Annotated in this window: 22 protein-coding genes, 1 pseudogene and 1 riboswitch; of the genes and pseudogenes, 14 read left to right on the top strand and 9 right to left on the bottom strand. The window is 38.8% G+C overall.

The window, feature by feature from the left end:
* Positions 1–236: 236 nt before the first annotated feature.
* Both C8270_RS04710 and C8270_RS04715 read left to right on the top strand, forming a co-directional pair.
* Entirely contained in the window at positions 237–1,952 is a 1,716-nt protein-coding gene (locus C8270_RS04710) for an ABC transporter ATP-binding protein (RefSeq protein ID WP_106495725.1), read from the top strand.
* A gap of 187 nt (positions 1,953–2,139) precedes the next feature.
* Positions 2,140–2,436: a 4a-hydroxytetrahydrobiopterin dehydratase gene (locus tag C8270_RS04715; protein ID WP_106495726.1), complete on the top strand. Its 297-nt coding sequence runs from the start codon at positions 2,140–2,142 to the stop codon at positions 2,434–2,436.
* Positions 2,437–2,594: 158 nt separating this feature from the next.
* Here the strand turns inward: C8270_RS04715 and C8270_RS04720 are convergent, their stop codons facing one another.
* Together C8270_RS04720 and C8270_RS04725 are read right to left on the bottom strand one after the other, a co-directional pair.
* A complete protein-coding gene (locus tag C8270_RS04720; RefSeq protein ID WP_106495727.1) occupies positions 2,595–3,080 on the bottom strand; it encodes a GNAT family N-acetyltransferase in 486 nt (161 codons plus the stop codon).
* A gap of 49 nt (positions 3,081–3,129) precedes the next feature.
* Complete coding sequence (locus tag C8270_RS04725; protein WP_106495728.1) at positions 3,130–3,675, bottom strand: GNAT family N-acetyltransferase; 546 nt, start codon at positions 3,673–3,675, stop codon at positions 3,130–3,132.
* A gap of 240 nt (positions 3,676–3,915) precedes the next feature.
* Between C8270_RS04725 and C8270_RS04730 the strand changes: the two genes are divergently transcribed.
* Positions 3,916–7,353 (top strand): hypothetical protein, encoded by a 3,438-nt coding sequence (locus C8270_RS04730; protein WP_106495729.1) that lies wholly within the window; start codon positions 3,916–3,918, stop codon positions 7,351–7,353.
* A gap of 398 nt (positions 7,354–7,751) precedes the next feature.
* Here the strand turns inward: C8270_RS04730 and C8270_RS04735 are convergent, their stop codons facing one another.
* A complete protein-coding gene (locus tag C8270_RS04735) occupies positions 7,752–7,961 on the bottom strand; it encodes a helix-turn-helix domain-containing protein (protein ID WP_106495730.1) in 210 nt (69 codons plus the stop codon).
* 119 nt (positions 7,962–8,080) lie between these two features.
* On the opposite strand from C8270_RS04735, the gene C8270_RS04740 reads away from it, so the two are divergent.
* The 5 genes from C8270_RS04740 (at position 8,081) to C8270_RS04760 (ending at position 13,280) form a co-directional block, all read left to right on the top strand.
* Positions 8,081–9,373, top strand: coding sequence for a purine/pyrimidine permease (locus tag C8270_RS04740; protein ID WP_106495731.1), 1,293 nt, complete (start codon positions 8,081–8,083; stop codon positions 9,371–9,373).
* 263 nt (positions 9,374–9,636) lie between these two features.
* Positions 9,637–10,392 (top strand): SDR family NAD(P)-dependent oxidoreductase, encoded by a 756-nt coding sequence (locus tag C8270_RS04745; RefSeq protein WP_106495732.1) that lies wholly within the window; start codon positions 9,637–9,639, stop codon positions 10,390–10,392.
* A 15-nt stretch (positions 10,393–10,407) separates the two neighbouring features.
* Positions 10,408–10,833: a MarR family winged helix-turn-helix transcriptional regulator gene (locus C8270_RS04750; RefSeq protein WP_106495733.1), complete on the top strand. Its 426-nt coding sequence runs from the start codon at positions 10,408–10,410 to the stop codon at positions 10,831–10,833.
* Between the two features lie 18 nt (positions 10,834–10,851).
* Entirely contained in the window at positions 10,852–11,658 is an 807-nt protein-coding gene (locus tag C8270_RS04755; protein WP_106495734.1) for an SDR family NAD(P)-dependent oxidoreductase, read from the top strand.
* 204 nt (positions 11,659–11,862) lie between these two features.
* Positions 11,863–11,962, top strand: a riboswitch (purine riboswitch).
* Between the two features lie 145 nt (positions 11,963–12,107).
* Positions 12,108–13,280, top strand: a complete 1,173-nt coding sequence (locus C8270_RS04760; protein WP_106495735.1) for an MFS transporter — start codon at positions 12,108–12,110, stop codon at positions 13,278–13,280.
* Positions 13,281–13,346: 66 nt separating this feature from the next.
* On the opposite strand, the gene C8270_RS04765 is transcribed toward C8270_RS04760, so the two are convergent.
* Both C8270_RS04765 and C8270_RS04770 read right to left on the bottom strand, forming a co-directional pair.
* Positions 13,347–13,706 (bottom strand): Lin0512 family protein, encoded by a 360-nt coding sequence (locus tag C8270_RS04765; protein WP_106495736.1) that lies wholly within the window; start codon positions 13,704–13,706, stop codon positions 13,347–13,349.
* Positions 13,707–13,813: 107 nt separating this feature from the next.
* The gene (locus C8270_RS04770) at positions 13,814–15,391 is read right to left on the bottom strand and encodes a cation:proton antiporter (RefSeq protein WP_106495737.1); all 1,578 of its coding nucleotides are present in this window, start codon (positions 15,389–15,391) and stop codon (positions 13,814–13,816) included.
* 159 nt (positions 15,392–15,550) lie between these two features.
* On the opposite strand from C8270_RS04770, the gene C8270_RS04775 reads away from it, so the two are divergent.
* Both C8270_RS04775 and rlmH read left to right on the top strand, forming a co-directional pair.
* Entirely contained in the window at positions 15,551–16,309 is a 759-nt protein-coding gene (locus tag C8270_RS04775) for an AAA family ATPase (protein ID WP_106495738.1), read from the top strand.
* A gap of 64 nt (positions 16,310–16,373) precedes the next feature.
* Positions 16,374–16,853 carry a 23S rRNA (pseudouridine(1915)-N(3))-methyltransferase RlmH gene (gene rlmH, locus C8270_RS04780; protein WP_106495739.1) on the top strand — a complete coding sequence of 160 codons (480 nt, stop codon included), beginning with the start codon at positions 16,374–16,376 and terminating at the stop codon, positions 16,851–16,853.
* Here the strand turns inward: rlmH and C8270_RS04785 are convergent.
* Together C8270_RS04785 and C8270_RS04790 are read right to left on the bottom strand one after the other, a co-directional pair.
* Positions 16,746–17,627 (bottom strand): recombinase zinc beta ribbon domain-containing protein, encoded by an 882-nt coding sequence (locus tag C8270_RS04785; protein WP_106495740.1) that lies wholly within the window; start codon positions 17,625–17,627, stop codon positions 16,746–16,748. The genes rlmH and C8270_RS04785 overlap by 108 nt on opposite strands.
* Before the next feature lie 359 nt (positions 17,628–17,986).
* Positions 17,987–18,763, bottom strand: a complete 777-nt coding sequence (locus C8270_RS04790) for an SDR family NAD(P)-dependent oxidoreductase (RefSeq protein WP_106495741.1) — start codon at positions 18,761–18,763, stop codon at positions 17,987–17,989.
* A 117-nt stretch (positions 18,764–18,880) separates the two neighbouring features.
* Here C8270_RS04790 and C8270_RS04795 point away from each other — a divergent pair, with 117 nt between their 5' ends.
* From C8270_RS04795 to hepT, 3 genes are all read left to right on the top strand, one after another.
* Positions 18,881–19,255: a winged helix-turn-helix transcriptional regulator gene (locus C8270_RS04795; protein ID WP_234028474.1), complete on the top strand. Its 375-nt coding sequence runs from the start codon at positions 18,881–18,883 to the stop codon at positions 19,253–19,255.
* Between the two features lie 369 nt (positions 19,256–19,624).
* A complete protein-coding gene (gene mntA / locus C8270_RS04800) occupies positions 19,625–20,035 on the top strand; it encodes a type VII toxin-antitoxin system MntA family adenylyltransferase antitoxin (protein WP_106495742.1) in 411 nt (136 codons plus the stop codon).
* Complete coding sequence (gene hepT / locus C8270_RS04805; protein ID WP_106495743.1) at positions 20,028–20,438, top strand: type VII toxin-antitoxin system HepT family RNase toxin; 411 nt, start codon at positions 20,028–20,030, stop codon at positions 20,436–20,438. The genes mntA and hepT overlap by 8 nt, the downstream gene beginning before the upstream one ends.
* Before the next feature lie 206 nt (positions 20,439–20,644).
* Here hepT and C8270_RS04810 read toward each other — a convergent pair.
* Positions 20,645–20,878: pseudogene (locus C8270_RS04810) on the bottom strand (IS1634 family transposase); the annotation flags it as partial.
* Between the two features lie 26 nt (positions 20,879–20,904).
* On the opposite strand from C8270_RS04810, the gene C8270_RS04815 reads away from it, so the two are divergent.
* Positions 20,905–21,270 carry a hypothetical protein gene (locus C8270_RS04815; RefSeq protein WP_106495744.1) on the top strand — a complete coding sequence of 122 codons (366 nt, stop codon included), beginning with the start codon at positions 20,905–20,907 and terminating at the stop codon, positions 21,268–21,270.
* 563 nt (positions 21,271–21,833) lie between these two features.
* Here the strand turns inward: C8270_RS04815 and mqo are convergent.
* The gene (gene mqo, locus C8270_RS04820; RefSeq protein ID WP_442785789.1) at positions 21,834–23,312 is read right to left on the bottom strand and encodes a malate dehydrogenase (quinone); all 1,479 of its coding nucleotides are present in this window, start codon (positions 23,310–23,312) and stop codon (positions 21,834–21,836) included.
* Between the last annotated feature and the right edge of the window lie 69 nt (positions 23,313–23,381).

Consider the following 23,381-nt stretch of genomic DNA (forward strand, 5'->3'; position numbering starts at 1 on the left):
GGTCAAGCCCCGCCTTTTTTAAAAGTATATGCGACGATCTAGGCAACATTGACAAGCTTTTTGAAAAATTATCCGAACGACAGGACAGGGCAGTAAAACTCATGTAAGCTGCTTTATACGTCTTGTTCATTTGAAAACTGACGCTATTTTCCCACTAACAATGCATTCCTGTTGCCAAGCTGCTCATCAACACTTATAATGCCGGTATACATACATAAAAAGAGGAAGTGCAACACATGATTAGACGTTTTTTGTCATACTATAAACCACATCGCCGATTATTTATGATTGATTTTTCTTGTGCAGTGATTGTGGCGCTTTTAGAATTAGCTTTTCCTGTTGCGGTACAATCGTTTATTGATACACTTTTGCCAAGTGAAGATTGGAATTTAATTGTGCTGGTTAGTATTGGACTTTTACTGGTCTATTTACTTAGCACCTTTTTACAATACATTGTTACGTATTGGGGACATAAGCTTGGTGTCAACATTGAAACAGATATGCGGCAGCAGCTGTTTAATCACGTGCAAAAGCAGTCGTTTCGATTTTTTGACAATACAAAGACAGGCCACATCATGAGTCGAATTACGAACGACTTATTCGATATCGGAGAACTTGCCCACCATGGCCCAGAGGACTTTTTTATTGCGATCATGACGTTTGTTGGCGCATTTTTGCTGATGTTTAATATCAACTTTCAATTATCAGTTATCATTTTGATCATTGTACCAATCCTAGTTTGGCTGATTGCCTACAGTAATATCAAAATGAGCAAGGCATGGCGCAATATGTACCATGACATAGCAGGGGTTAACGCACGTGTGGAGGATGCTGTTTCGGGTGTTCGCGTGGTACAGTCGTTTACAAATGAAGAATTTGAAATGAAGCGTTTTACAAAAGATAACTATAGTTTCCGGACTGCCAAAATTGGTGCGTACAAAGTTATGGCGTTTGTCAATTCTAACATCTATATGTTGATGCGGTTTATCGTATTAGTTGTCCTTGTGGTTGGTTCTTGGTTGGCCTTTAATGACAAGCTTGAAATGGGTGAGTTAGTGGCCTTTGTATTGTTTACAAATGTGTTATTTAAACCGATTGAGAAAATCAGTGCTTTGCTTGAACTATATCCAAAAGGAATGGCAGGATTCAAACGGTTTACCGATATGCTTGATATTGCTCCAGAAGTAGTCGATCGTAAAGGTGCCAAGCAGGTAAGTGCATTAAAAGGGGATATCACCTTCTATAAAGTGACATTTGGTTATGAAAAAACACAAGGACCAGTATTGACAGCACTAAACCTATCGATTAATGCTGGCGAAACAGTCGCGTTTGTTGGTCCATCAGGTGCCGGTAAAACAACCATAAGTTCACTCATACCGCGTTTCTATGATGTTGACAGTGGTAATATTTCTATTGATGGCATGGATATACGTGATATGACAAAAGAGTCGTTGCGCAATCAAATAGGTATTGTTCAACAGGATGTATTTTTATTCACTGGAACATTACGGGAAAATATTGCATATGGAAAACTAAATGCTACCAATGAGGAAATTGAACAAGCTGCAAAACGTGCTCATATGGAAGAGTTTATAAACGAACTTCCGGATGGATATGAAACACAAGTTGGCGAGCGAGGACTGAAGCTTTCCGGTGGTCAGAAACAACGGATTGCGATTGCCCGAATGTTCCTGAAGAACCCACCAATTCTTATCTTAGATGAGGCAACATCCGCACTAGATACAGAAACAGAAACAATTATCCAGAAGGCATTGACTGAATTGGCGAAGGATCGAACAACGCTAATCATCGCGCACCGATTAGCAACGATTAAAAATGCCGATCGAATCATGGTTGTGACGAAAAATGGTATTGAAGAAGAAGGAAATCATGAAGAATTGTTAAAACGGAATGGATTGTTTGCCCATTTGCATAAGGTGCAGATGCGATAACAGATCAACATATTAAAAGTTATACACAGTGGATAAGTGATTTTCCACATACTTATACACAAAAATCTGTGGATAGATTGTGTATAAGTCAAAATTGTCAGTTTTGGTGGCGGCATTTTCCAATTATTTCTGTTAAACTAAAGCTAACAGCATGATGGAACGAATAAATAGGAGGGGGCGTAAGAATATGGAACGATTAACGGAAGAGCAAATTACCAAGGAACTGGAACAATTACCGAAATGGAAGCGGCTTGATGAAAAGTGGGTTGCTCGAAAATATCACTTTAAAAACTATCTTGCTGGGGTGCGTTTTGTAGATCAGATCGCGGAGTATGCAGAAGGTAAGAATCACCATCCGTTTATTTCAATTGACTATAAAGCAGTTACCCTAAAGATTACTTCCTGGCAGGCAAAAGGATTAACAGACGTAGATTTTGAAATGGTTAAGCATTTTGATGAGCTGTATGAAGCGGCAGAAAAATAAGGGATTTTTTGCCGATATTTCCCGGGAAATGTCGAAAAGACAAAGCAAAAGCGCCTGGTTAGCGACGTACGGACTGCGCCCATGCAACATGGGTGATTTAATGTTGCGACGCATTTTACTTATAAGAAAAAGATAAAGCTCGCTACTTTTAGCGAGCTTTATACATGTAGGACCATGCGGATTGTTTTTAAAATATGCCCATCAAAGCTATCATCAAACTCGGAAATAACGTCAAACCCTTTTGCCTCATAAAATCTTTTTCCAATCTCGTTGTCCTTTTCCACACTAATGAATATTTCCTTTATATCCTTGAGTTCGGTAATTCCCTTCTTAAGCAAAGCAGTACCCATCCCGTTTCCTTGGTATTCAGGTAACAAATAAATCGCACCTAGTTCAGCTTTTCCCTCTTCATTAACAGGTGAGAAGTTTGCAAAGCCCACAATTTCTCCTTCAACATCAACTACATACAGATAAGATCCTGCCAAGCGTTTTTTCATCCTATCATCGTTGTAAGCCACCTGCAAAAAATCATCCTGAATCTCCCTTGGTATGATCCCGTCATACGTACTATTCCAGCTTGTTTTTGCGACATGCTGCACGTGTGGTATATCTTCTCTTTCCATGTTTCGGACCAAATAGTTCATATCTTTCTCCCTCCCCGAAGAAATTAACATAGCTAACGAATTATTCTTTTTATTGATCAGCCCACTCACTCGCCAGCACCCCGTAAACAACATGATCGACATAATGATCATAAAGCCATTCAACTTGTCGCAGTTGTCCTTCCTTTTTGAAACCAAGCCGTTCTGGAATGGATCTGCTTTTTTGATTCTCATAAGCAGCACGAATAACGACTTTGTTTAGCTTTAATTCTTGAAAGCCATAATCCGTTAACGCACGTGCAACTCTTGTCATAATTCCATTACCTTGATAATCCTGCCCCAACCAATAACCAATGCTCCCGACACTGTTAGCCCAATCAAGTCGGTTGAATGAAGCTGTGCCTGCGAGTTCCCCTTTAAAAAGAATACCAGTAGTTATCATCTTATTTTCTGCATACATTTGTATTGTATGTTCGATAAAAGCTTTAGAGTCATTTGCCGAAACTGTATGATCTACCCATGAAAGCCATTCACGCAAGTAGTGACGTGAATCATCTGTTAAGTTAAACAATGCCGCTGTATCATTTAAGTCTAGTAGTTTTAGTGAAATTTCTTCATCGATTTCATGCAAGAACATGAAAACACATCTCCTATCTGATAAATTAGTTATGTGGTATTGTATCACAAAATTCAGTCAAGTAGAGATGACTTTTATGAAAAACATATTTATTTAGAAACTTGATTTTTGCAGGAATTTTAGGTCGTTATGTTGTATTTGTTGGAGGGGGATTTATTAGGATATTGGATAGGAAAGATAGCATTTAAGGTAAAATATTGGATATGAGAATTGATTAAAGGCTTTTAAGGTGTGAATAAAATGGATAATATGCAAAACAAATCGAGACAACGAATCGTTAAGGAAGAGCTGAAACAACTGGAAGATGCGCAGTACATACCATCAGAAGTATATACCCAGGTTGTGGAGGCACACGATCAATATTATACAGATCTGGAACAAAGAGAAGCAGAAGCGTCTGCGCAAATGCAAAATACGGTGACAACTGAGAAAGCCAGTCCAATAGAGACGGAACCGAAGAAGGAACCTGTTGTCGCAAAGAAAACATTATCACCTCAAGAGATACGCGAGCGAAATATTACCTGGTCCCTGAATTTAGGGGTTGTTCTGCTGCTAATCGGTGGGCTGGTGCTTGCGACGAGTACATGGGAAACGTTGGATAACTGGATGAAGTCTGGATTAATAGCGCTCGTTTCGGTACTATTTTTTGGGCTTGCGCTTTTTACCAAACATATTTTAAAAATCGAAAAAACGGCATTTGCCTTTTATGTGCTTGGTAGTTTGTTCCTACCGATTGCAATCCTGTCAGTAGGCTTTTTTGAATTACTTGGCCCATATTTTTCCTTTTCTGGAGATGGGCGCTATCTATTTGGAGCTGTTGGTAGCTTCGTTATTTTACCCATCTATCTGTTGCTTGCTGAAAAATTGTCGTCACGCCTGTTCGTTTGGTTCTCCTATGTGACGGTTACTAGTTTTGCGGGCTTTTTGCTAGCGGCTCTTTATTTGCCTGTTGACGGATTTTATCTTGGAATCATGTTATTTAATGGGTTGCTTATGTTGGTGTACAGATGGCTTAAAGATAAGCAACAAATCCAGCTGTTTATGAAGGAATTTGTACTTTATCTGCAATTCAATTTGGTTTTTTCGACACTATTGATGCTTGTTTTTTATGATCAAGAATTAATGTATAGTTTTAATTTAATTTTAACGGCGATCCTTTATTTTGCCATGATCTCGATAACGAAACATAAGGAATATCATTTTGTCTTCAGTGTGATGCTTGTTTATGGTGCATACCAGTTAATTGAGTTTTCGGCTTTGCAAGAGGTTGGAGCAATTGTCTATGCCTTATTAGGATTTGTGTTCTTGGCAATACCTAGATTCATAGCGGATGACCGTTCTTTAAAAATAGCCTTTCGTTACACAAGTGCAGTCGTGTCTGCATGTGCATTTCTATACATTAGTTTTGAAGGAATTATGATGCGGATGAATGATCCTTCGTTTGTCATGTTGCTGGCGTATGTGATGATTGCATTGAATTTTACGGTCCTTTCCAACATGACAAAGCAGCGATTGTTTGCTTACTTGAGTCCTGTTTTCATGTTGAGTGCACTGTATGAGGTTGTTTTATTTGGTCAGGAATGGTTTGGTTATGAGGCATTAAGTTTGCCACTGTTTGTGATGGGGCTAATCCTGTACATTGTTTTTGGTTGCTTGTTGAACGTATCATTCTTCCAAACGATTAAAGAAAGCTCGCGGGATGTTGGCGGGATTGTCATGCTGCTATGTGTTTTGACTGACTTCCTATTTTTAAATTGGTGGCAGGTTGGAACCATGCTTCTATTAATAAGTGTTACGGCCTTATTGATGGAACGAATTGAAAAAAGGAACGTATTCACAGAGGGTGCTGCTGCCTCTTGGATTCATGCAGTATCATTGGGTCTAGCGGTGATGATGTTCTATGCTGCTATTGAAAATAATACGGTAATCGACTATTATGCTGGACCGATGCAAGCGGAAAGTTTTGTTTTGGCAGGTCTTGTTGTTCTTCTTGCTAGTTTTGGATGGCGACAATTTAAGCAAAAATCGTATGAGGAACAGGCATTTTACACGGCATATGGATTTTATGCGCTGGGAATGTTGCTAACGTTTAACTTTGACTTTGATTCCGTGCTTCGCGCAGTGATTATGCTTGGTGGAATTGGCATGGCTTATTTGCTTTACCGAAAGACAAAGCTGCTTGTTGTATCACATGTCGTCAGTGGCATCTCGCTTTTGTATTACATAACAGTATTAGTTGCCGTTCATTCGCAATTCCATATACAGTCGGAAATCTTTCGCTCGCTGCAATTTGTGACTGGTGCGGTACTGCTTTTGATTGTAGGTATCTTGATTCGTAAGCATGACACCACGTTAACGAAGAGTTTTTGGTGGGTTGGCCATCTTTATTTACCGTTTGCTTTATTGGTTAGTTTACTGGCTTCTGGGGAAAATGCTGTCTGGGCGTTCCTGTTAGCTGTGGTTATCTATGGATCTAGTTTGAAAAAGGCCAACGTGGAATCGATGATAGTGAGCTTTTTATATGCTGGATTTTTCACGTTTTGGATCGGACTTAGTCTAGGCTTTATTTTATTGGATGTAGGCGAGTATGTTCATTATGCCATGCTTGTTACGAGTATTGTTATTGCTGTTGGATGGTACGTAAGCAAGGGGGCGTGGACGAAAAGGATTGCCTTTTATGTTATTCCATTTTCCGTGTTAGGTGTTTTGGTTTTCACACTCGAGCGTGACTTTGACTTTACATTATTTATCGTTACGTCGCTTTATGCGATACTGACGTTATTCATGATGCGTAAGGAAAAATGGGATATCTTTAATGTTTTCCCGCTTGCACTGGTCTTCTACGGGCTATGGCTATATCAAGGTGGGTTGCTCACAACGGATTACGCCATGCTATTTAGACTTATTGTGTTTGCAGGGATCCTTACTATTGTTGGTTTACTGATTTATCCTAATATGTATGAGGAACAAAAGGGGAAAATCCCATACAAGGTTGATTGGTATTCGATCATTGGCTTTATTGCGCTATGTGATTTGTATGTTGTAACAGCAGAACCACTATGGGCAAAACTATTGCCTGGGATATTAATTTCACTATTTTTATTGTTGCAGCGGAAGCGTATTCCATATGTACCAGCAAAATGGATCCTATTTGGTGCATGTGTTTACTTGCTGCAGCCTTATTACGTGTTACTCGGAAATGTAGGAATTTATGATTTAATTGAGCGGGAACTATATGTATTGCCATGGGTGATTGCTGTTATTTTCTTGAGAAAGGTTGCAGGCGGAGAATATAAAACGACCATTAATTATATACAGTGGGCCGTTCTAATCATTGTTTCTCTGTTGCTCATTCAGGATGCGCTGGCAAGCTCGACTATTTATGATGCATTAATCATGGGTGTGCTATCCCTTGCCTCAATGCTTGGCGGGATGGCATATCAGCGAAAGGCATTTTTCTTTGTCGGTGCAGGTGTATTGCTCTTAAATGTCTTCTTGCAAACAAGGCCATACTGGGGGAACCTGCCATGGTGGGCATACCTCTTAATAGCAGGATCCATTCTAATTGCAGTGGCGAGTTATAATGAATGGCACAAGCAGAAAACAGCGGATGGAAAAGAAACATTAGCAACCATTTTTTATAAGAAAGTGATACAACGAATAAAGCGGTGGGACTGATGGACATAGAGAGAATACATCGATCGGAGAACGGGGACATCGACCCAAGAGAGAAAACATCGATGTCAGAGCGGAAACATCATCCCTAGCCCGCGTAAAGCGATGCCCGCAATGAAATTACGATGCTGTTCTGTCACATGCAACTTTCTAGTCGAGGTGCGCGACTCTCAGGCATGGGTGCGCGAGTTTCGTCCAGGGGTGCGCGACTCTCAGGCATGGGTGCGCCAGTTTCGTCCAGGGGTGTGCGAGTTTCAGGCATGGATGCGCGACTCTCAGGCATGGATGCGCGAGTTTCGTCCAGGGATGCGCGAGTTTCAGGCATGGGTGCGCGACTTTCGTCCAGGGGTGCGCGAGTTTCAGGCATGGGTGCGCGAGTTTCGTCCAGGAGTGCGCGACTCTCAGGCATGGGTGCGCGAGTTTCGGCCAAGAGTGCGCGACTGTAATCCGCGTCGTCGGTCACGAATCAACAGGACAACTCCAAGTTCAGATTCCAGTCCCTTCACTGCATGACTCACTGCCGATTGGGTCATGTTTAATTTTTCTCCAGTCTTTGTAAAACTACCTGTTTCCACAACAGTGACAAAAACCTCAAACTGTGTAATTGTCATGAGTAACACCCCATAATAGCATGTAAAATATTAATTTGATTCATTACATAATGTTGCCGTATGATTGTATATAGTTTCTTTAATTTTGGTGTGAAACATGTAAAAGGAGTGTTAGAAAGTTGAGCGTTATTTTTTCATCCCTGCAATGGGCTTTATTTATATTGATGAGTAGTGTGGTTATACCGGTTGCTATTGCATCTAGTTATGGACTTGATGCAATTTCGACGGTTGAATTTGTTCAGCGAACGTTATTTGTCCTTGGAATAGCAGGGATCTTGCAAGCATTGTTTGGACACCGTCTGCCAGTACAGGAAGGCCCGGCTGGTCTTTGGTGGGGTGTCTTTTCATTATATGCCGGATTAGGCTCCGTCTTATTTGGGTCCCAACTGGAAACACTGCGGGTATTGCAATATGCATTTTTATTGAGTGGTGTTATTTTTATTGTGTTAAGCGTACTTGGGTTGGTAAAGAAATTAGCACGTTTGTTTACCCCGACGGTTGTGGGCATTTACCTGATTCTCATGGTTGCACAATTAAGCGGTTCATTTCTGCAGGGAATGTTTGGGTTAAGCGGGGATTCAAAAGTTGTTGATGGCAAGGTTCTTTTATTATCGTTTATAATAGTCATCTTATCTTATGGCTTTATGAAACTTCCACGTGTTGGGCATTATTCTGTATTGTTTAGTATTATCTTCGGATGGATTTTGTTTGCTGTTTTTGGTCTCTCAAAGCCTGTTACAATGGTAAATTCATTCATTAAGCTTCCTGAAGTTTTTGCATTTGGTTCACCACGGATAGAAGCAAATATGATTATAATGGTTATTTTTATCACATTACTTCTCCTAGCTAATATGTTGGCAACGGTAAGCGTTGTTCAACAAGTATTAGAGTGTCATCACGTACCGGTAGAGAAGGATCGTTTAAAGCAAACCGGAATTATTTCTGGAATTAACCAGTTGCTTGCCGGGTTTTTCTCGGCAATAGGTGCGGTGCCTGTTTCCGGTTCAGCTGGGTTTATTGAAACGTCAAAAATAACAAGCAAAAAACCGTTTATCATTGGCTCGCTTTTGATAGTCGCAATTAGTTTGTTTCCACCAGTTACATCGTTTGTTGCGGCAATTCCTGAAGCTGTTGGGTATGCTGCGATATTCCCGGTGTTTGCTAGTATTATTAGTTTGGCGTTACAGGAGTTTGAAGGGGTTGAAAATAAAGGGCATGTTTTTCAAGTTGTGGGGATATCTTTATTTGCAGGAATAGGAGTAATGTTTATCCCTTCTCAAGCATTTTCCGCAATGCCGCCAACGCTTGTTTCAGTGCTTAGTAATGGTCTTGTATTCGGAGCCATTATTGCAGTTATAACGGAAGCAGTGTTAACGAAAATGGAAAAGAAGCAGGGGGAAACTGCTAAGTAGTTGGGAAGCCCCCACTTCAATCAGCTTGTAAGCGTGATAAGTGGTGGGTCGTTCACTTAGAGCAGTCACCCTTTTACGATTGGGTAGAGTTTAGTGGAAAGGAGATAGTTCTATGGCACGATGTACAAATTGTAATTATAAGTGGAGAGGGAAAGAAATTTTGTCACTTTAGATAAAAAGTAGAGAAATAGGTAACAATAGAATTAGATAGTTTAACATAAAATAGTTTAGTGTTAAACTATATATAAAGGAGCTGATTACGAATGGGTAAACTACAAGATAAAATTGCAATTATTACTGGTGGTGCAGGTGGAATCGGTAAAGGGATGGCAACTGCATTTGTGAAGGAAGGCGCAACAGTCGCTATCGTTGACCTAAATGAGGAAACTGGCAAAGAATCAATTAAAGAACTGCAGGAATATCAACCAAATTCAATATTTATTCAAGCGAATCTTGCTGAGCACAACAAACTAGAGGGGATCATTAAGCAGGTGGTGGACAAATACGGTAAATTGGACATCCTGGTTAATAATGCACATGCATCTACACGTAAGCCGTTTGACGAATTAACACAGGCTGATCTAGATTTGTCCTTTAATACAGGCTTCTATCCAACTTTTTATCTCATGCAAGCCGCTTTGCCATATTTAAAGGAATCACAAGGAAGCATTATAAACTTTGCATCTGGTGCGGGAATTGAAGGACACTCTACACAAGCAGCCTATGCAGCTGCTAAAGAGGCTATTCGGGCAGTATCTCGTGTGGCCGCAAATGAATTTGGCCAGTTTGGAATTAATGTTAACTTGATTTCGCCAATTGCCAATTCGCCAGGGGTACAGGCGTGGGCTAAGGAAGAACCAGAATATTATCAATCCGTATTAGCCAATATCCCAATGCGCCGATTTGGCGAGCTGGAAAGTGATATCGGACGGGCTGCTGTTTTCTTGGCTAGTGAAGATTCTGATTACATCACCGGCCAGACCATAATGGTAGATGGTGGTTCCATCAAACTACGTTAACTGGAGTGGTACCGTTTGGAAAAGAATAATGTGTTTAAATTGATTCGGGCGGTTGAGTTGTTTACCAATGAATCAATTATTAGATGGACAAAATCATTCAAGCATAACATAGGGATTTCCCCGATTCTTGTCTTGTCAGAACTAAAGCAAAAAGGTGCACAAAAGCAATCCGAACTTGCCAATGAGCTAGGATACACTCCGGGTGCAATGACCAATATCGCAAACCGACTGATCAAAGATGGTTATGCAGATCGAAAATATGATGAAGCTGACCGAAGAATTATCCGATTGGCCATTACAGATATAGGGATGGAACTGCTTGAAGAAGCACAGCAAAAGGGAATTGAATTAAGAAAAGAACTTTTTTCAGTCCTAACAGAAGAAGAAATAGAACAGTTTTTAGCAATTCATGAAAAGCTACTAGGGAATTTTGAAAAATAATTGATGGAGATGAATAGGATGGGACGTGTACAAGGAAAAGTCGCGTTAGTTACAGGTGGAGCATCAGGAATTGGCCATTCTGCTGCGACGTTAATGGCAAAAGAAGGTGCAAAGGTTGTAATTGGAGACTTTAATGTTGACGGTGCTAAAGAAGCGGCCGAGCTCATTAGGAATCAAGGTTATGAGGCAACAGGAATTTTTCTCGACGCTGGACAGGAAGAATCCATCAAGGAAGCAGTGGAATTCACCGTTAATCAGTATGGAACAATTAACGTTTTGTATAACAATGTTGGGCTAACAAATTTACAGAAGGACCTTGACGTGGTCAACATTGATTTGGCTGAATGGGATCGCCTGATGAATGTGAATACAAAAAGTGTGCTATTGGGCAGCAGGTTCGCGATTCCACATATGATCAAGGCTGGCGGTGGATCAATTATTAATACTGCATCAATGGCCGCATTTGCCGGAGATTCAACCAGATCAGCGTATGGTGCATCAAAGGCAGCAGTCGTGAACTTAACACGTTATATTGCCACACAATATGGCAAGGATAACATTCGCTGTAATGGTGTCGCACCAGGATTAGTCCTGACACCGGCTGCCAAAAACAACATGCCTGAAGAAGTTCTGGACATTTTTGCGAAATTCAATGCACTTCCATACCATGGGGAAGCAGATGATATTGGAAATACTGTCTTGTTTTTAGCGTCCGATGAGTCAAAATTCATCACAGGCCAAACAATTGAAGTTGAAGGTGGGCACTATATGGGGAATCCAAGTATTGCTGACTTTCAGGAATTTATGAAGAAGACGCAACAATAAGTGTTTCACTATGGCGCATATCCATTAAAAACAAGATGGATATGTGCTTTATCATACTTTTTTCTCTATTGAACAAGCAGTTTGGATTTTAGAATCATCCGCGGAAATAATTACGAATTCTGGCCTAGTTCAACGGATAAAACTGGTTGGATTTTTAACTTGAAAAGCAATGAATGAAGGAGTATAATTTAAAATTAGATTCTATAAACAGACAATATATGTTGATGTATAACCCCAAGAATATGGCTTGGGGGTCTCTACCAGGAACCGGAAAATCCTGATTACAAAGTAAGTTATTTTGTAGTCGGGATTTTTTTATTTGTTTGTTAATGGGACATGGGGACAGGTTTGTTGTCCCAGTCCTGCTTGGCGGCGTGACTGAGTTTGTAGGCGGGACAACAAACCTGTCCCCATGTCCCACAAGACTAAGAAAGGAATTGAGGTTTTGTATGAATTTTAAAGTATTTATACTCGCTATATCAGCTGTTGCAGTTGGACTTGTTGAATTAATCGTTGGCGGGATACTTCCTGCAATCGCAAATGATTTAAACATCTCGCTTGCTACTGCAGGTCAACTGATAACAGTATTTGCACTCATATATGCGATTGCCGGTCCAGTTTTACTCATACTAACAAGTAAAATGGAACGGAAAAAGATCTATCTTATCACATTGCTTGTCTTTTTTGCTGGTAATATCATGACATTTTTCAGTCCGAATTTTACCTTGATAATGATTGCCAGAATAGTAACGGCGATGAGTACGGCATTAATTGTAGCCCTGTCTTTGACCATTGCTACAAAAATTGTTAAGCCCGGACAGCAAGCTAGGGCAGTAGGATTTGTGTATATGGGAATCAGCTCTTCGCTAGTACTGGGCGTTCCTTTGGGCATTTTAATATCAGATGCATTTGGATGGCGCGTTATTTTCCTTTGTATCGCTGCTTTATCAGTCGGATCTTTTATTCTTGTTGCACTGTTTATGGACAAAATCCCAAGTGAAAAGACGGTTCCGCTTAAAACACAACTAAAGGCAATTGCTAGTCCGAAATTAGGAAGTGCCCATTTGGCAACCATGTTTATGCTTGCTGGACACTATACCCTTTATGCGTATTTTACACCTTTTCTGGAAACCACACTCCATCTGAATTCCACGTGGATCAGCATTGTTTATTTCGCATTTGGCATAGCAGCTGTAAGTGGAGGAGCGGTTGGCGGATCGCTTTCAGATAAAATAGGCGCCGAAAAAAGTATTCTAGTTGTGATTGGTTTATTTGCCATCGTACTGTTTGTGCTGCCATTTTCAACGGTTTCACTCGTCATATTTACGCCAATCATGATGATATGGGCTGCATTAAGTTGGGCACTTGCCCCGCCACAGCAAAGCTATTTGATTCAAACAGACCCAAATACAGCAGATATTCAACAAAGCTTTAATAATTCGGCATTGCAGATCGGAATTTCCCTCGGTTCCTTAATAGGTGGTATTGCATTGGGACAAACCGGATCTGTAGCCAACATATCTTGGGTTGGATGTGTAATTGTTATCATTTCCTTGCTTTGTGCGGTATTCTCATTGAAAAGGCCAGTTGTTTCTCAGAAGTCTGAATTGGGAAATGCATAATAGTTAAAGCTGCACTATTGCAAATGAAAGGCGTATCCGGAATCATCCTGGATACGCCTTGTTTTTTTAATAACCAACTTCCACAGCTGCATTAACAATGTACATCAAATCATTTTTATCGTGTTTATCCTCCAAAAAGATGCCGCTTGTTGTTGCCATTCCACCATCAACAACTTCAACGGTCACCGTACCGTATGGAATCATTGCTTTGATTTTTCCCTCGTCTAATTTGTCATGGTCAGCGGGAATTGCTAATTTCACGTTTACTTTCATCTTTTCTAAATCACCATCAGGAAGCATTTTCGTGATCCCTGGCATGGAATTGTAGTGAATCGCATCCTCAATTGCTCGCTGGGATGCCACAGTTACATCCTGACCATGTACATCAAGGCCTGTCCCGGTTTGAATAAATAAAAGTTGTTGCATGAGTATCGCTCCTTATTGTGTAGTTTTTAACGATGTTCCCTTGTGATACATATGACAAACGTGTTGATTGGTAAATAGCAACTAATCAAATAGGCATGTAATTCGTGTTACTGGTCATTATCCAATTCCACAAGTTTGTTTGTTATGGAAGCTTGTTCCTTCTCGGCAATATCATTTGTAATTATACCTTCTTTTAACAAGCGGTCAATGGCATCGTGCTGTGCATATAAGGAATGTTTATGGAGGACAGTTTGTTGTTTTTCTTTAAGGTTAGGGTATTTCTCCAACAGCTGCTCTACACCACGCTGCGCATTGGTTATTCCCAGTTCATATTTGTCTATGATTTCCTTTGCTACTGTTTCTGTTATCAGCAGGTTCTTTTTTACTTTCATTATTTCTTCAATGGCTGTCTCATAACGATATGAACGGGATATAAGTTCTCGATAATCCTTATATCCTCGCTCTTGCTTCTTGACACCTAGTAAGGATATAAGCGGCTTAATGGAAAGACCTTGGAAGACCAATGAGAATAACACCACACTAAAGGCCATAATCAAAATTTCCTCCCGACCTGCAAAATCATCAGGCAGACTGAGAACAAGTGCAATGGATAATGAACCTTTTAAACCGCCCCAATTTAAAATATGCTTCCATGGGTTGGGGAAATTTTTAATGAATAACAAACTACTGTAAACTGCAACACTTCTCGCAACAAGTACGATCAGAATAGCAATAAAAATGAGTCCCCATTTATCAGCTACATTGATTCGCGTTATTTCCAAGCCGACCATTAAAAATACGAGTGAATTTGCCAACAATGCTGCTACATCCCAAAAATTACTGATATTTAACCTTGTCGTTGGACTCATTCCAATTTTAGCACCATAATTACCCAAAACAAGGGCAGAAACAACAACTGCGATAACGCCTGATGCACCAACACTTTCTGCAAGTAAATATGCCCCATAAAAGAGGATGATGCTAAAAATAATTTCTAATGGATAATCATCGAAATGTCGCGTTAAACGGGATACCCCAAATCCAAGAGCACCACCGATGATCAGTCCGAGTGTGATAACTTTAACAAATTCCCATATTCCCAAGCCAATACCTTCAAAGCCAAGGTCCACATATTGCAGTAAGGAAAAAGCTGATATATTGAATAGAACAACTGCTAAACCGTCATTAAATAAACTTTCCCCTTCAATAACAGTTGCAAGGCGCTTATTTACGCCAACGCTTTTAAAAATAGACAATACGCTTACTGGATCGGTCGCGCTCATCAATGCTGCAAATACGAACGCTACTGGGATAGAAAGCTGCAGAAGCCACATGGATGAAAAGCCAACAACGATAAATGATAATAAGGTCCCGCCAAAGGCAAGAGCAAGAACAGGGGTTTTATTTTCGTAAATATGAGCGAATGGTAACTTTAATCCAGCTTCCCCCAACAATGCAGGTAAAAATAATGTAATAATGACAAAGTTAAACACTTCTCCTTCTGTAATAAACGACTTTAGCGGCTCCAACGCAGGAATGTTTACAAGCCCAATGATTGCCCCAACAACGACAAGCGCAATCGGATACGGTTGTTTAAATTTTTTCGCAATCGCAGTAATCCCTGCTGCAATCATAACCATTATAAGTCCCAGTTCGAATATATGGTGTGGATCTAAATCATGCATGGATGCTCGCCCCCTTCTAATTTCTGCGGATATCATTTATTTTCCCCAAACACATGAAAAAGATTAGATTATCCAAACATGATTAGGTAAACTGGGACATGGGGACAGGTTTCTTGTCCCAGCAATATCGCAATATATTGTGTTAGGTGGGATGAATTTATGGTTAAGTTAAATAGTGATACCCAATATATAAGAAGTCTTCGAATAAAAAAGGATGAGATACCATCATATAACATGTTTCCGTATAATCTTCCTGTCGTCCGTACATTTAGGGATCTCGCTTTTCATCCTAATGTTACGTACCTAATTGGGGAAAATGGTATGGGAAAGTCAACATTGCTTGAAGGCATTGCTGTTGCGTTAGGGTTTAATCCTGAAGGTGGAACACGTAATTTTAACTTTTCTAGTTATGACTCTCACTCTAAACTTGATCAATATTTAACTGTAATAAAAGGTGCGTATAGACCAAAAGATAGCTTCTTTTTCCGTGCAGAAACGTTTTATAATGTGGCAACAAATATTGAGGAGATGGATGCACAACCAACTCCCGCCCCGAGGATTATCGATTCCTTTGGTGGCAAATCGCTCCATGAGCAATCGCACGGTGAATCTTTTTTTGCAGCTTTTATCCATCGGTTTCAGTGTAAAGGGCTATATATTTTGGACGAACCAGAAGCGGCGCTGTCACCACTAAGGCAGATGTCCTTGCTTGCCCGGATTCATGAGCTGGTCAACCAAGGATCACAGTTCATCATATCAACCCACTCGCCAATCATAATGGCGTATAATCTTGCAAAAATCATTGAGCTTACAGAAGAAGGCATGGCAGAAAAATCCTTAGAAGACACGAACCATTATTCGATCATGAAGCAGTTTTTCGAAGATCGGGAACGTTTACTGCATCATTTGTTCCAGTAGTTTTAGGAAGAGAGATTGCGGGACATGGGGACAGGAACCTTGGCCCAGAAAAGGAATGATAGAAATGAAAATAACAATCGTTGCGGTTGGGAAACTGAAGGAAAAGTACTTAAAGCAAGGAATCCAGGAATATTTAAAAAGGCTCACTGCCTATGCAAAAGTAGATATTATCGAGGTTGCCGATGAAAAAGCTCCGGAAAACATGAGCGAAGCAGAAATGGTAGAAGTGAAGCGGAAGGAAGGCGACCGAATTCTTGGTGCGATTTCACCGGATACATATGTGATCACACTAGAAATCAACGGCAAAATGCTGACGTCAGAACAAATGGCGGCCAAGATGGATGAACTTGCTACATATGGGAAAAGCAAAATTGCGTTTGTGATTGGCGGGTCACTTGGGATTAGTGAGGCTGTACAAAAGCGTAGTGATTTGGCGTTATCGTTTTCTAAGATGACATTCCCGCATCAGGTAATGCGGCTGGTGTTGTTGGAACAGGTTTATCGGGCCTTTCGGATTATTAGGGGGGAACCTTACCATAAATAAGGGTAAAAAATTAAGGGAAGATAAGGCTTCCCTGAAGTTTTCATCCCTTGAAAATGGTTCTTCCATGAAGGTTCTATCGAGTGGTGCAATGCAGTTTATTTCAGATATTTTGTTAATTAAAATACTAGAGCTACCTTGTAAGGCTTCAATAGTGAAGTCAAACATCAGGTTGATGCATTTGATTTGGCGTCCTTCGTTATGGGATGCCTTTTCCTTGGTAATTTGGATATCCTTTATAAAAAGTGCAAGAAGCTCCTTCTTTTCCGTGGCGTCTGCTTGATCCAGTAGAACATCAATGTTTTTAAGCAGTTGTATGAGTGCTTCTGCATCAATTGGGTCTTTACTAATGGAATTGATCTCTTTTTCTACATTTTCCATTTGATTTTCTATTGTTGCAAGATGATTTTTCTGTTCTAGCATTTTCTTGCTATAAATATCTCTTAATTCAGGATCATCCATTAGCAATGTAACTAGATTGTCTATCTGCTTTTCGATTTTCCTTTTGTTCTTTAACAGCCGTTTCTTTTCATCCAATAATGGTGATTCAGCATTTAATCGATCAGCGTTCATTTTATCAACTAATTTATCAATAAAATAGGGATGTGTTACAACACGTTTTAATTCATCAATAACAAATTTTTCAGCCTTATCGGCATTAATCGTATGTGCTTGGCAAGCGGTTCTACCTTTGTTTTTATACTGACCACATTGATAAAGTCTATATTGTTTGCCGTTTTTACCTCTAGACTTTGCAGCAGTCATTACATATCCCATTCAGGACAACGAAGTAAGCGACCTAAGAAGTATGGTTTTGCTGATAGTGCTGGACGAAAAGAACGTGTTTTCAATTTTTGCTGCACTTGATCCCAAAGCTCCACTTCAATTATGGGAGTATGTATACCTTCTTAAGATTCGGTGCCTGTCACCACCCGCAATTTGTCGAATCATTCGACATTATTCGGGGCGTGACAGGCACTTTTTATTATTCGGTGCCCGTCACCACCCGCAATCACTCCTTTAACTTTTATAACAGTATTGGTATTAAAGGAGGGGAAAAATACCTTTATATTTGCCACGTTTTAAATCTAATTCCGGTATTATCATTTTTTTTATTAGACCGTTCATAATTTCTCCTACACATTTAAAAGTACCTTTTCAGTGATCTTTTCCAACTGTTTAGCCTTTTGTGGATTAAATGTTTTCATGGATAAATCGACAGGTATTGAAAGTCTATAAGCTGAGAAAATCTGCGATCTTGATTCCTTTAAGACGTCAACAATACTATTTACGATTTCATCAACCTCATGTCCTACTAGACGGTGAACTACTTTCAAGAATATTCTCATTAATGGATTCGCAAAGACTGATCTAGCCCCAGAAGTTCTTACAGCCATTGGATTATATAAAATATAACGAATGCCCTTTCTTTTGAATCCTGCACCCAGCAAGTCATTTAGCCGGTTAGCATTGGCGTTAGCTTTCACGCTGTTAAACTTGCGACGATATTCTAAATCGTCAAAGTTGACGGGGCTGTTGATGCCTGGGGTAGCAACATTTAAAATAAAGGAGTCATCATTGAATGCTAACCGATTTGAAAGGATATACCGACTTAAATACTGCAATGCAAAGGTGAATTCCAAACCTTCTTTTGTGATTAAAGTGTTTTTGCGAGCTGTTTGTAGGACAGCGCAAAGAATCAATCCATCGATTGAGCCATAGGTCCTTTGGATGTTCTCGATGATACGGTAGTTTTCCGAAGCAAGACTCAAATCTGCTTGAAGATAAATAGCATTATGTAGATCACCTTTATTTCTGCTTACGATAATGACCCTATTCCCGGCTGCTAAATAATACTTCGCCAGTCCTTTGCCAATGCCACTAGTTCCTCCTGTAATTAACAATGTTTTCATGGTTGAATCCCCCCTGTTTTCGGTTTATTATTTGTACTAGTACGATTATCGTACTGAGTGATATTCATTTCAAGTACGATAAAATAACTTACCAAGTACGGTGGACAATACCGAGGAGTGGAAAAAACAATGGACATACCGAATTTACAAGAATTAATGGAACAAAATTTAAATAATCAAGAAAACTGCAATCCTAATTTTAACCCACTTGATCCCGTTTTCAATGTCCTGCAGGGCAAGTGGAAGAATCAAGTACTATTTGAAATCATCGCTTTAAAAAATGCTCGTTTTGGTCAGCTTACACGAGCTATCCCAAAAATCACCAATACTATGCTATCCACGACGTTACGAGAACTTGAAAAGGACGGTTTAATTACTAGGAAACAATATAATGAAATCCCTCCACGTGTTGAATATACAATTACAGAAAAAGGGAAAGATTTATTCCCCGTTTACTATGAAATGTATAAGTGGGGTATCAAGTATCAATAGGAATAAGAATTGAACCTGTTTTTGCAGAAAATTTTAAGGGAAAAATATATTTTTTTATTTAAGTTTTTTTATTTACTTTATAGGTAATTGTGTGGGTTCCTGACACCCGAACTTAAGTATATATGTTATAAATAACAATTAGTAAAGGATATGTTGACAAATAGTTTCGCATGCTTTTTTATAGAAGGAATTTACCTGAAATATGTTGAATTACTCTTTAGATAAAACAAATGGGGTTATTATTCAATAAAAAGGAGAAAGATGGTATAGGAATTGAGTATAGAACAAGAATTATACGGAGCAATAAAAATATAATTGAGGAAAGATATCCAAATTTTAAAATAGTGTAAAGGGGAAAGTGGTGAACTCATGCTATCTGAACAAATCAGACAGAAACTTGTGGAAACCTTAACTGAAAAAGTAAATCCAGCGTTTATTTTATTATTCGGCTCTTATGCAAAAGAAAGAGCTAGAGGAGACAGTGATGTCGATTTGGCTTATTATAAGGAGCAGCCGCTATCTTCATACGAACTTTTTATACTTACAGGGGAGCTAGCACAAATTTGCGGGAAAGATGTTGATTTAGTAAATATACGAGAAATTGATACGGTATTTGCAATGCAAATATTTTCAACGGGAAAACTAATCGAATGTCGTGACGAGAATGAATTCGTGAAACAACGAATAAAGGCTTATCATATGTACGCGGAGTTAAATGAGCAGCGGGCGGAAGTATTACGAAGTATTCAAGAAAGAGGAAGTGTTTTTGGGGATGAATGAAGTAGTTTTGAATAAAGTGACGACCATTGAACGTTGTATTCATCGAATTCATGAAGTATATGAAAATAACCCTAAGAATTTAAAGGATTTCACAAAGCAGGATAGTATCATTCTAAATATCCAGCGTGCCTGTGAAGCAAGTATTGATTTAGCCATGCATATTGTCAGTGAAAAAAAGTTAGGTGTTCCTAAAGCAAGTCGTGAAGCCTTTAAGCTTTTACGAGAAGCAAATATAATAGATGAATCATTAGCCAAAACTTTAATGAATATGGTTGGTTTTCGTAATATCGCTGTACATGATTATCAATCCATTGAATTGGATATCTTAGAAGCCATCTTAGAAAAGCACATTGATGATTTTAAAGCTTATGCAAAGTCGGTTATTTTAAATCTATCGGAATAATAAAAACCTCATTTAGATTAGGTACGGTGAACCGTACCATAAGTAAATGAGGTTTTTAATGACACATACCTAATTACATTTACATTTTACTTTCTAACTTTGGTATAACCTGACTTTTGCAGCTAAAATGAGGAAAAAGCAGCCTTAAACCCTTATACTTACTAGGTTTTTTGCTGCTTTTATTTGTCAAAAAGTTGTAGTGTAAATCAACCTATTTTCGTTGCTCCTAAAACTTTTTTAATTTCTTTTAATGACAAGCATTTTTGTCCTAAATCTACATCCAATTCCTTATTGATATCAAAAAGAACGTCATCAAATAAATCGAATAAATAATAATTTCCTTGTATGTGGCTACACGAAGCTTTCCCTAGGCTGTCAAGTATTTTCGTAATTGAATACTTCCCTTTCAACCGTCGCTCTAATATTCTTGCGATGACAATATATTAAGACTAATAAAACTGCTACATTGGGTAAAGCTGCGGAAGTGGCACAAATTACACCTCAGTCCGCATCAAATGTGTTGAACAAGCTTTGTAAAAAGAAAAATATTCTTCAGAGAGAAATCAGAAATAAATATATGTTCACTCATCGAGTGTATGAAAGTTTGAATGATAATATTGCGTATACTAAAGATAAAGATTTTGACGAAATACAAGCTAAAACAATGATTATTGAATACCTGAATAAGAATAGTTCGATTACTCGTTCTGATGTAGAAAGATTATGTGGTTTTTCATCTACAAGTAGTAAGCGTATTTTACAACGTTTAAGGGATAAAGAAATTATTACTTTAGAAGGTAAAGCACGAGCAAGTCATTATAGATTAAAGTAATGCATGATATATTGAAATGAAATACGGCAGTCTGGCCAATAATTGGACCGATACTACAAGAGGTTGGACTGATTCCGGACCGATAATTGGACCGATACTACAGGGGATAGGACTGACTCTGGACTAAAGTTAGACAGACTGTAGCATAGCCAACCAATTGTATAAAGTATAATGTTGATATTATATCGAGGAGAATAACCTCATTTAGGCACACTGCGCAGAACCGTATCATAAATAGGTAGCGGTTAGCGGTTTACTTAAAAAACAAGCCAATTTTATTTATTAAAGTTTTGGATGCCTCTTCCAACAACATATTTAAAAGAACAGAAAATCAGTTAATGCACTTATTTGTATTTCCAAGGCATTGGTATAATGTTGTACAATCCAAAACATTATGTCAGTACCTAGGCTAATATTTTTACATTCAATCTTAGTATTATATAAAAACGGTTCTCTGTAAAACATAGTGGTGATTCATCTCATGCACCTCACCTCCATATTTAACAAAGAACCTTTCTTTGATAGGAATAAGAAGATATATCAACTTATTTCCATGACACAAATTATTTCAAATCAAGTGATTCCATTGTCCAAGATTGAATCTTATCAACGAGTTCAGGTTTATCAGTTAACTTTTCGCCGTAAGAAGGGATCATTTCTTTTAGCTTTGGTTTCCATACATCAAGCTGCTCAGGGAAACAATTTTCAATTAAACGAATCATATCTGAAACGGATGTTGAGGCACCTGGAGAACCACCAAGTAATGCGGCTAAGGAACCATCTTTACAACGTACAACTTCTGTATCGCTAAATTGAATTGTTCCCTTGCCCTTATCTGTATCTTTAATTACTTGTACACGTTGTCCTCCCACTTTTAGTTCCCAATCTTCATCTTTCGCATCAGGGAAAAACTCACGCAGTTCTTTCATTCGTTCTTTTTTTGTTAATCTTAATTGTTGGATTAAGTATTGTAATAATGATAAGTTTTTTGCACCTGCAGCCATCATCGTAATTAGATTATGCGATTTGACTGAGCCAAATAAATCCATATTTGATCCTGTTTTTAGGAATTTAGGTGAAAAACCAGCAAACGGTCCGAAAATCAACGTTTGTTTGCCGTTAATTGTTCTTGAGTCCAAGTGTGGAACAACAAGTAGTGGTGCTCCGTCTGGATTTTTACCATATACCTTCGCATGATGCTGTTTTATTACCTCAGGATTATTACATTCCAAGTATTGCCCACTAATTGGGAATCCTCCGATATGTTTGCTTTCAGGAATTTGCGTTTTCTGTAGTAAAGGTAAACTTTTACCACCAGCACCAATAAATACGAACTTCGCTGTGTGTGTTTCAATTACCTCTTCACCTTTTTGAACGGTAACTTCCCATAAACCGTCTTTCCTGCGCTTGATATCTTTAACATTGTGGTTGTAATTGATATTCACATTTTCTTTTTCTAGGTAATCACACATTGCGCGGGTTAGTGCCCCGTAGTTGACATCAGTACCATCATCAATTTTTGCCCCTGCAACGGCTTCATTTGTTGATCGATCCTTCATCATAAGTGGGAACCATTCTTTTAGCATACTTGGATCATCAGAGTACTCCATTCCGTTAAACAATGGGTGCTTAGACATTGTTTCAAAACGTTTCTTTAAAAAAGCTACATTTTTTTTGCCCTTTACAAAACTAATATGCGGTAAACCTGTAATAAAGTTACGTGGCTCACCAATTAACTTTTGATCCACTAGATGAGCCCAGAACTGTCTTGAAAGTTGGAAACGTTCATTTATCCTAATTGCAGCTTCCATATCAATTGTGCCATCAGGTTGCTCAATTGTATAATTCATCTCACATAAAGCAGCATGTCCTGTTCCTGAATTATTCCGTTCGTTAGAGCTTTCTTTACCAGCTTCATCAAGTTGTTCAAATACTGTAATTTTCCATTCTGGTGCTAATTCTTTTAGTAACACTCCTAAGGTAGCACTCATAATTCCTGTACCAATTAAAATAACATCTGATGTAGATGGCTTGTTATTCATATAAATCATCCTCGTATAATAATAATTTGGTAATTCGTTCAAAGTTTATATTTCTCGTATTGTTAGTGA

Origin of the sequence: Lentibacillus sp. Marseille-P4043 (assembly GCF_900258515.1) — a bacterium.
Classification (GTDB): domain Bacteria; phylum Bacillota; class Bacilli; order Bacillales; family Amphibacillaceae; genus Lentibacillus_C.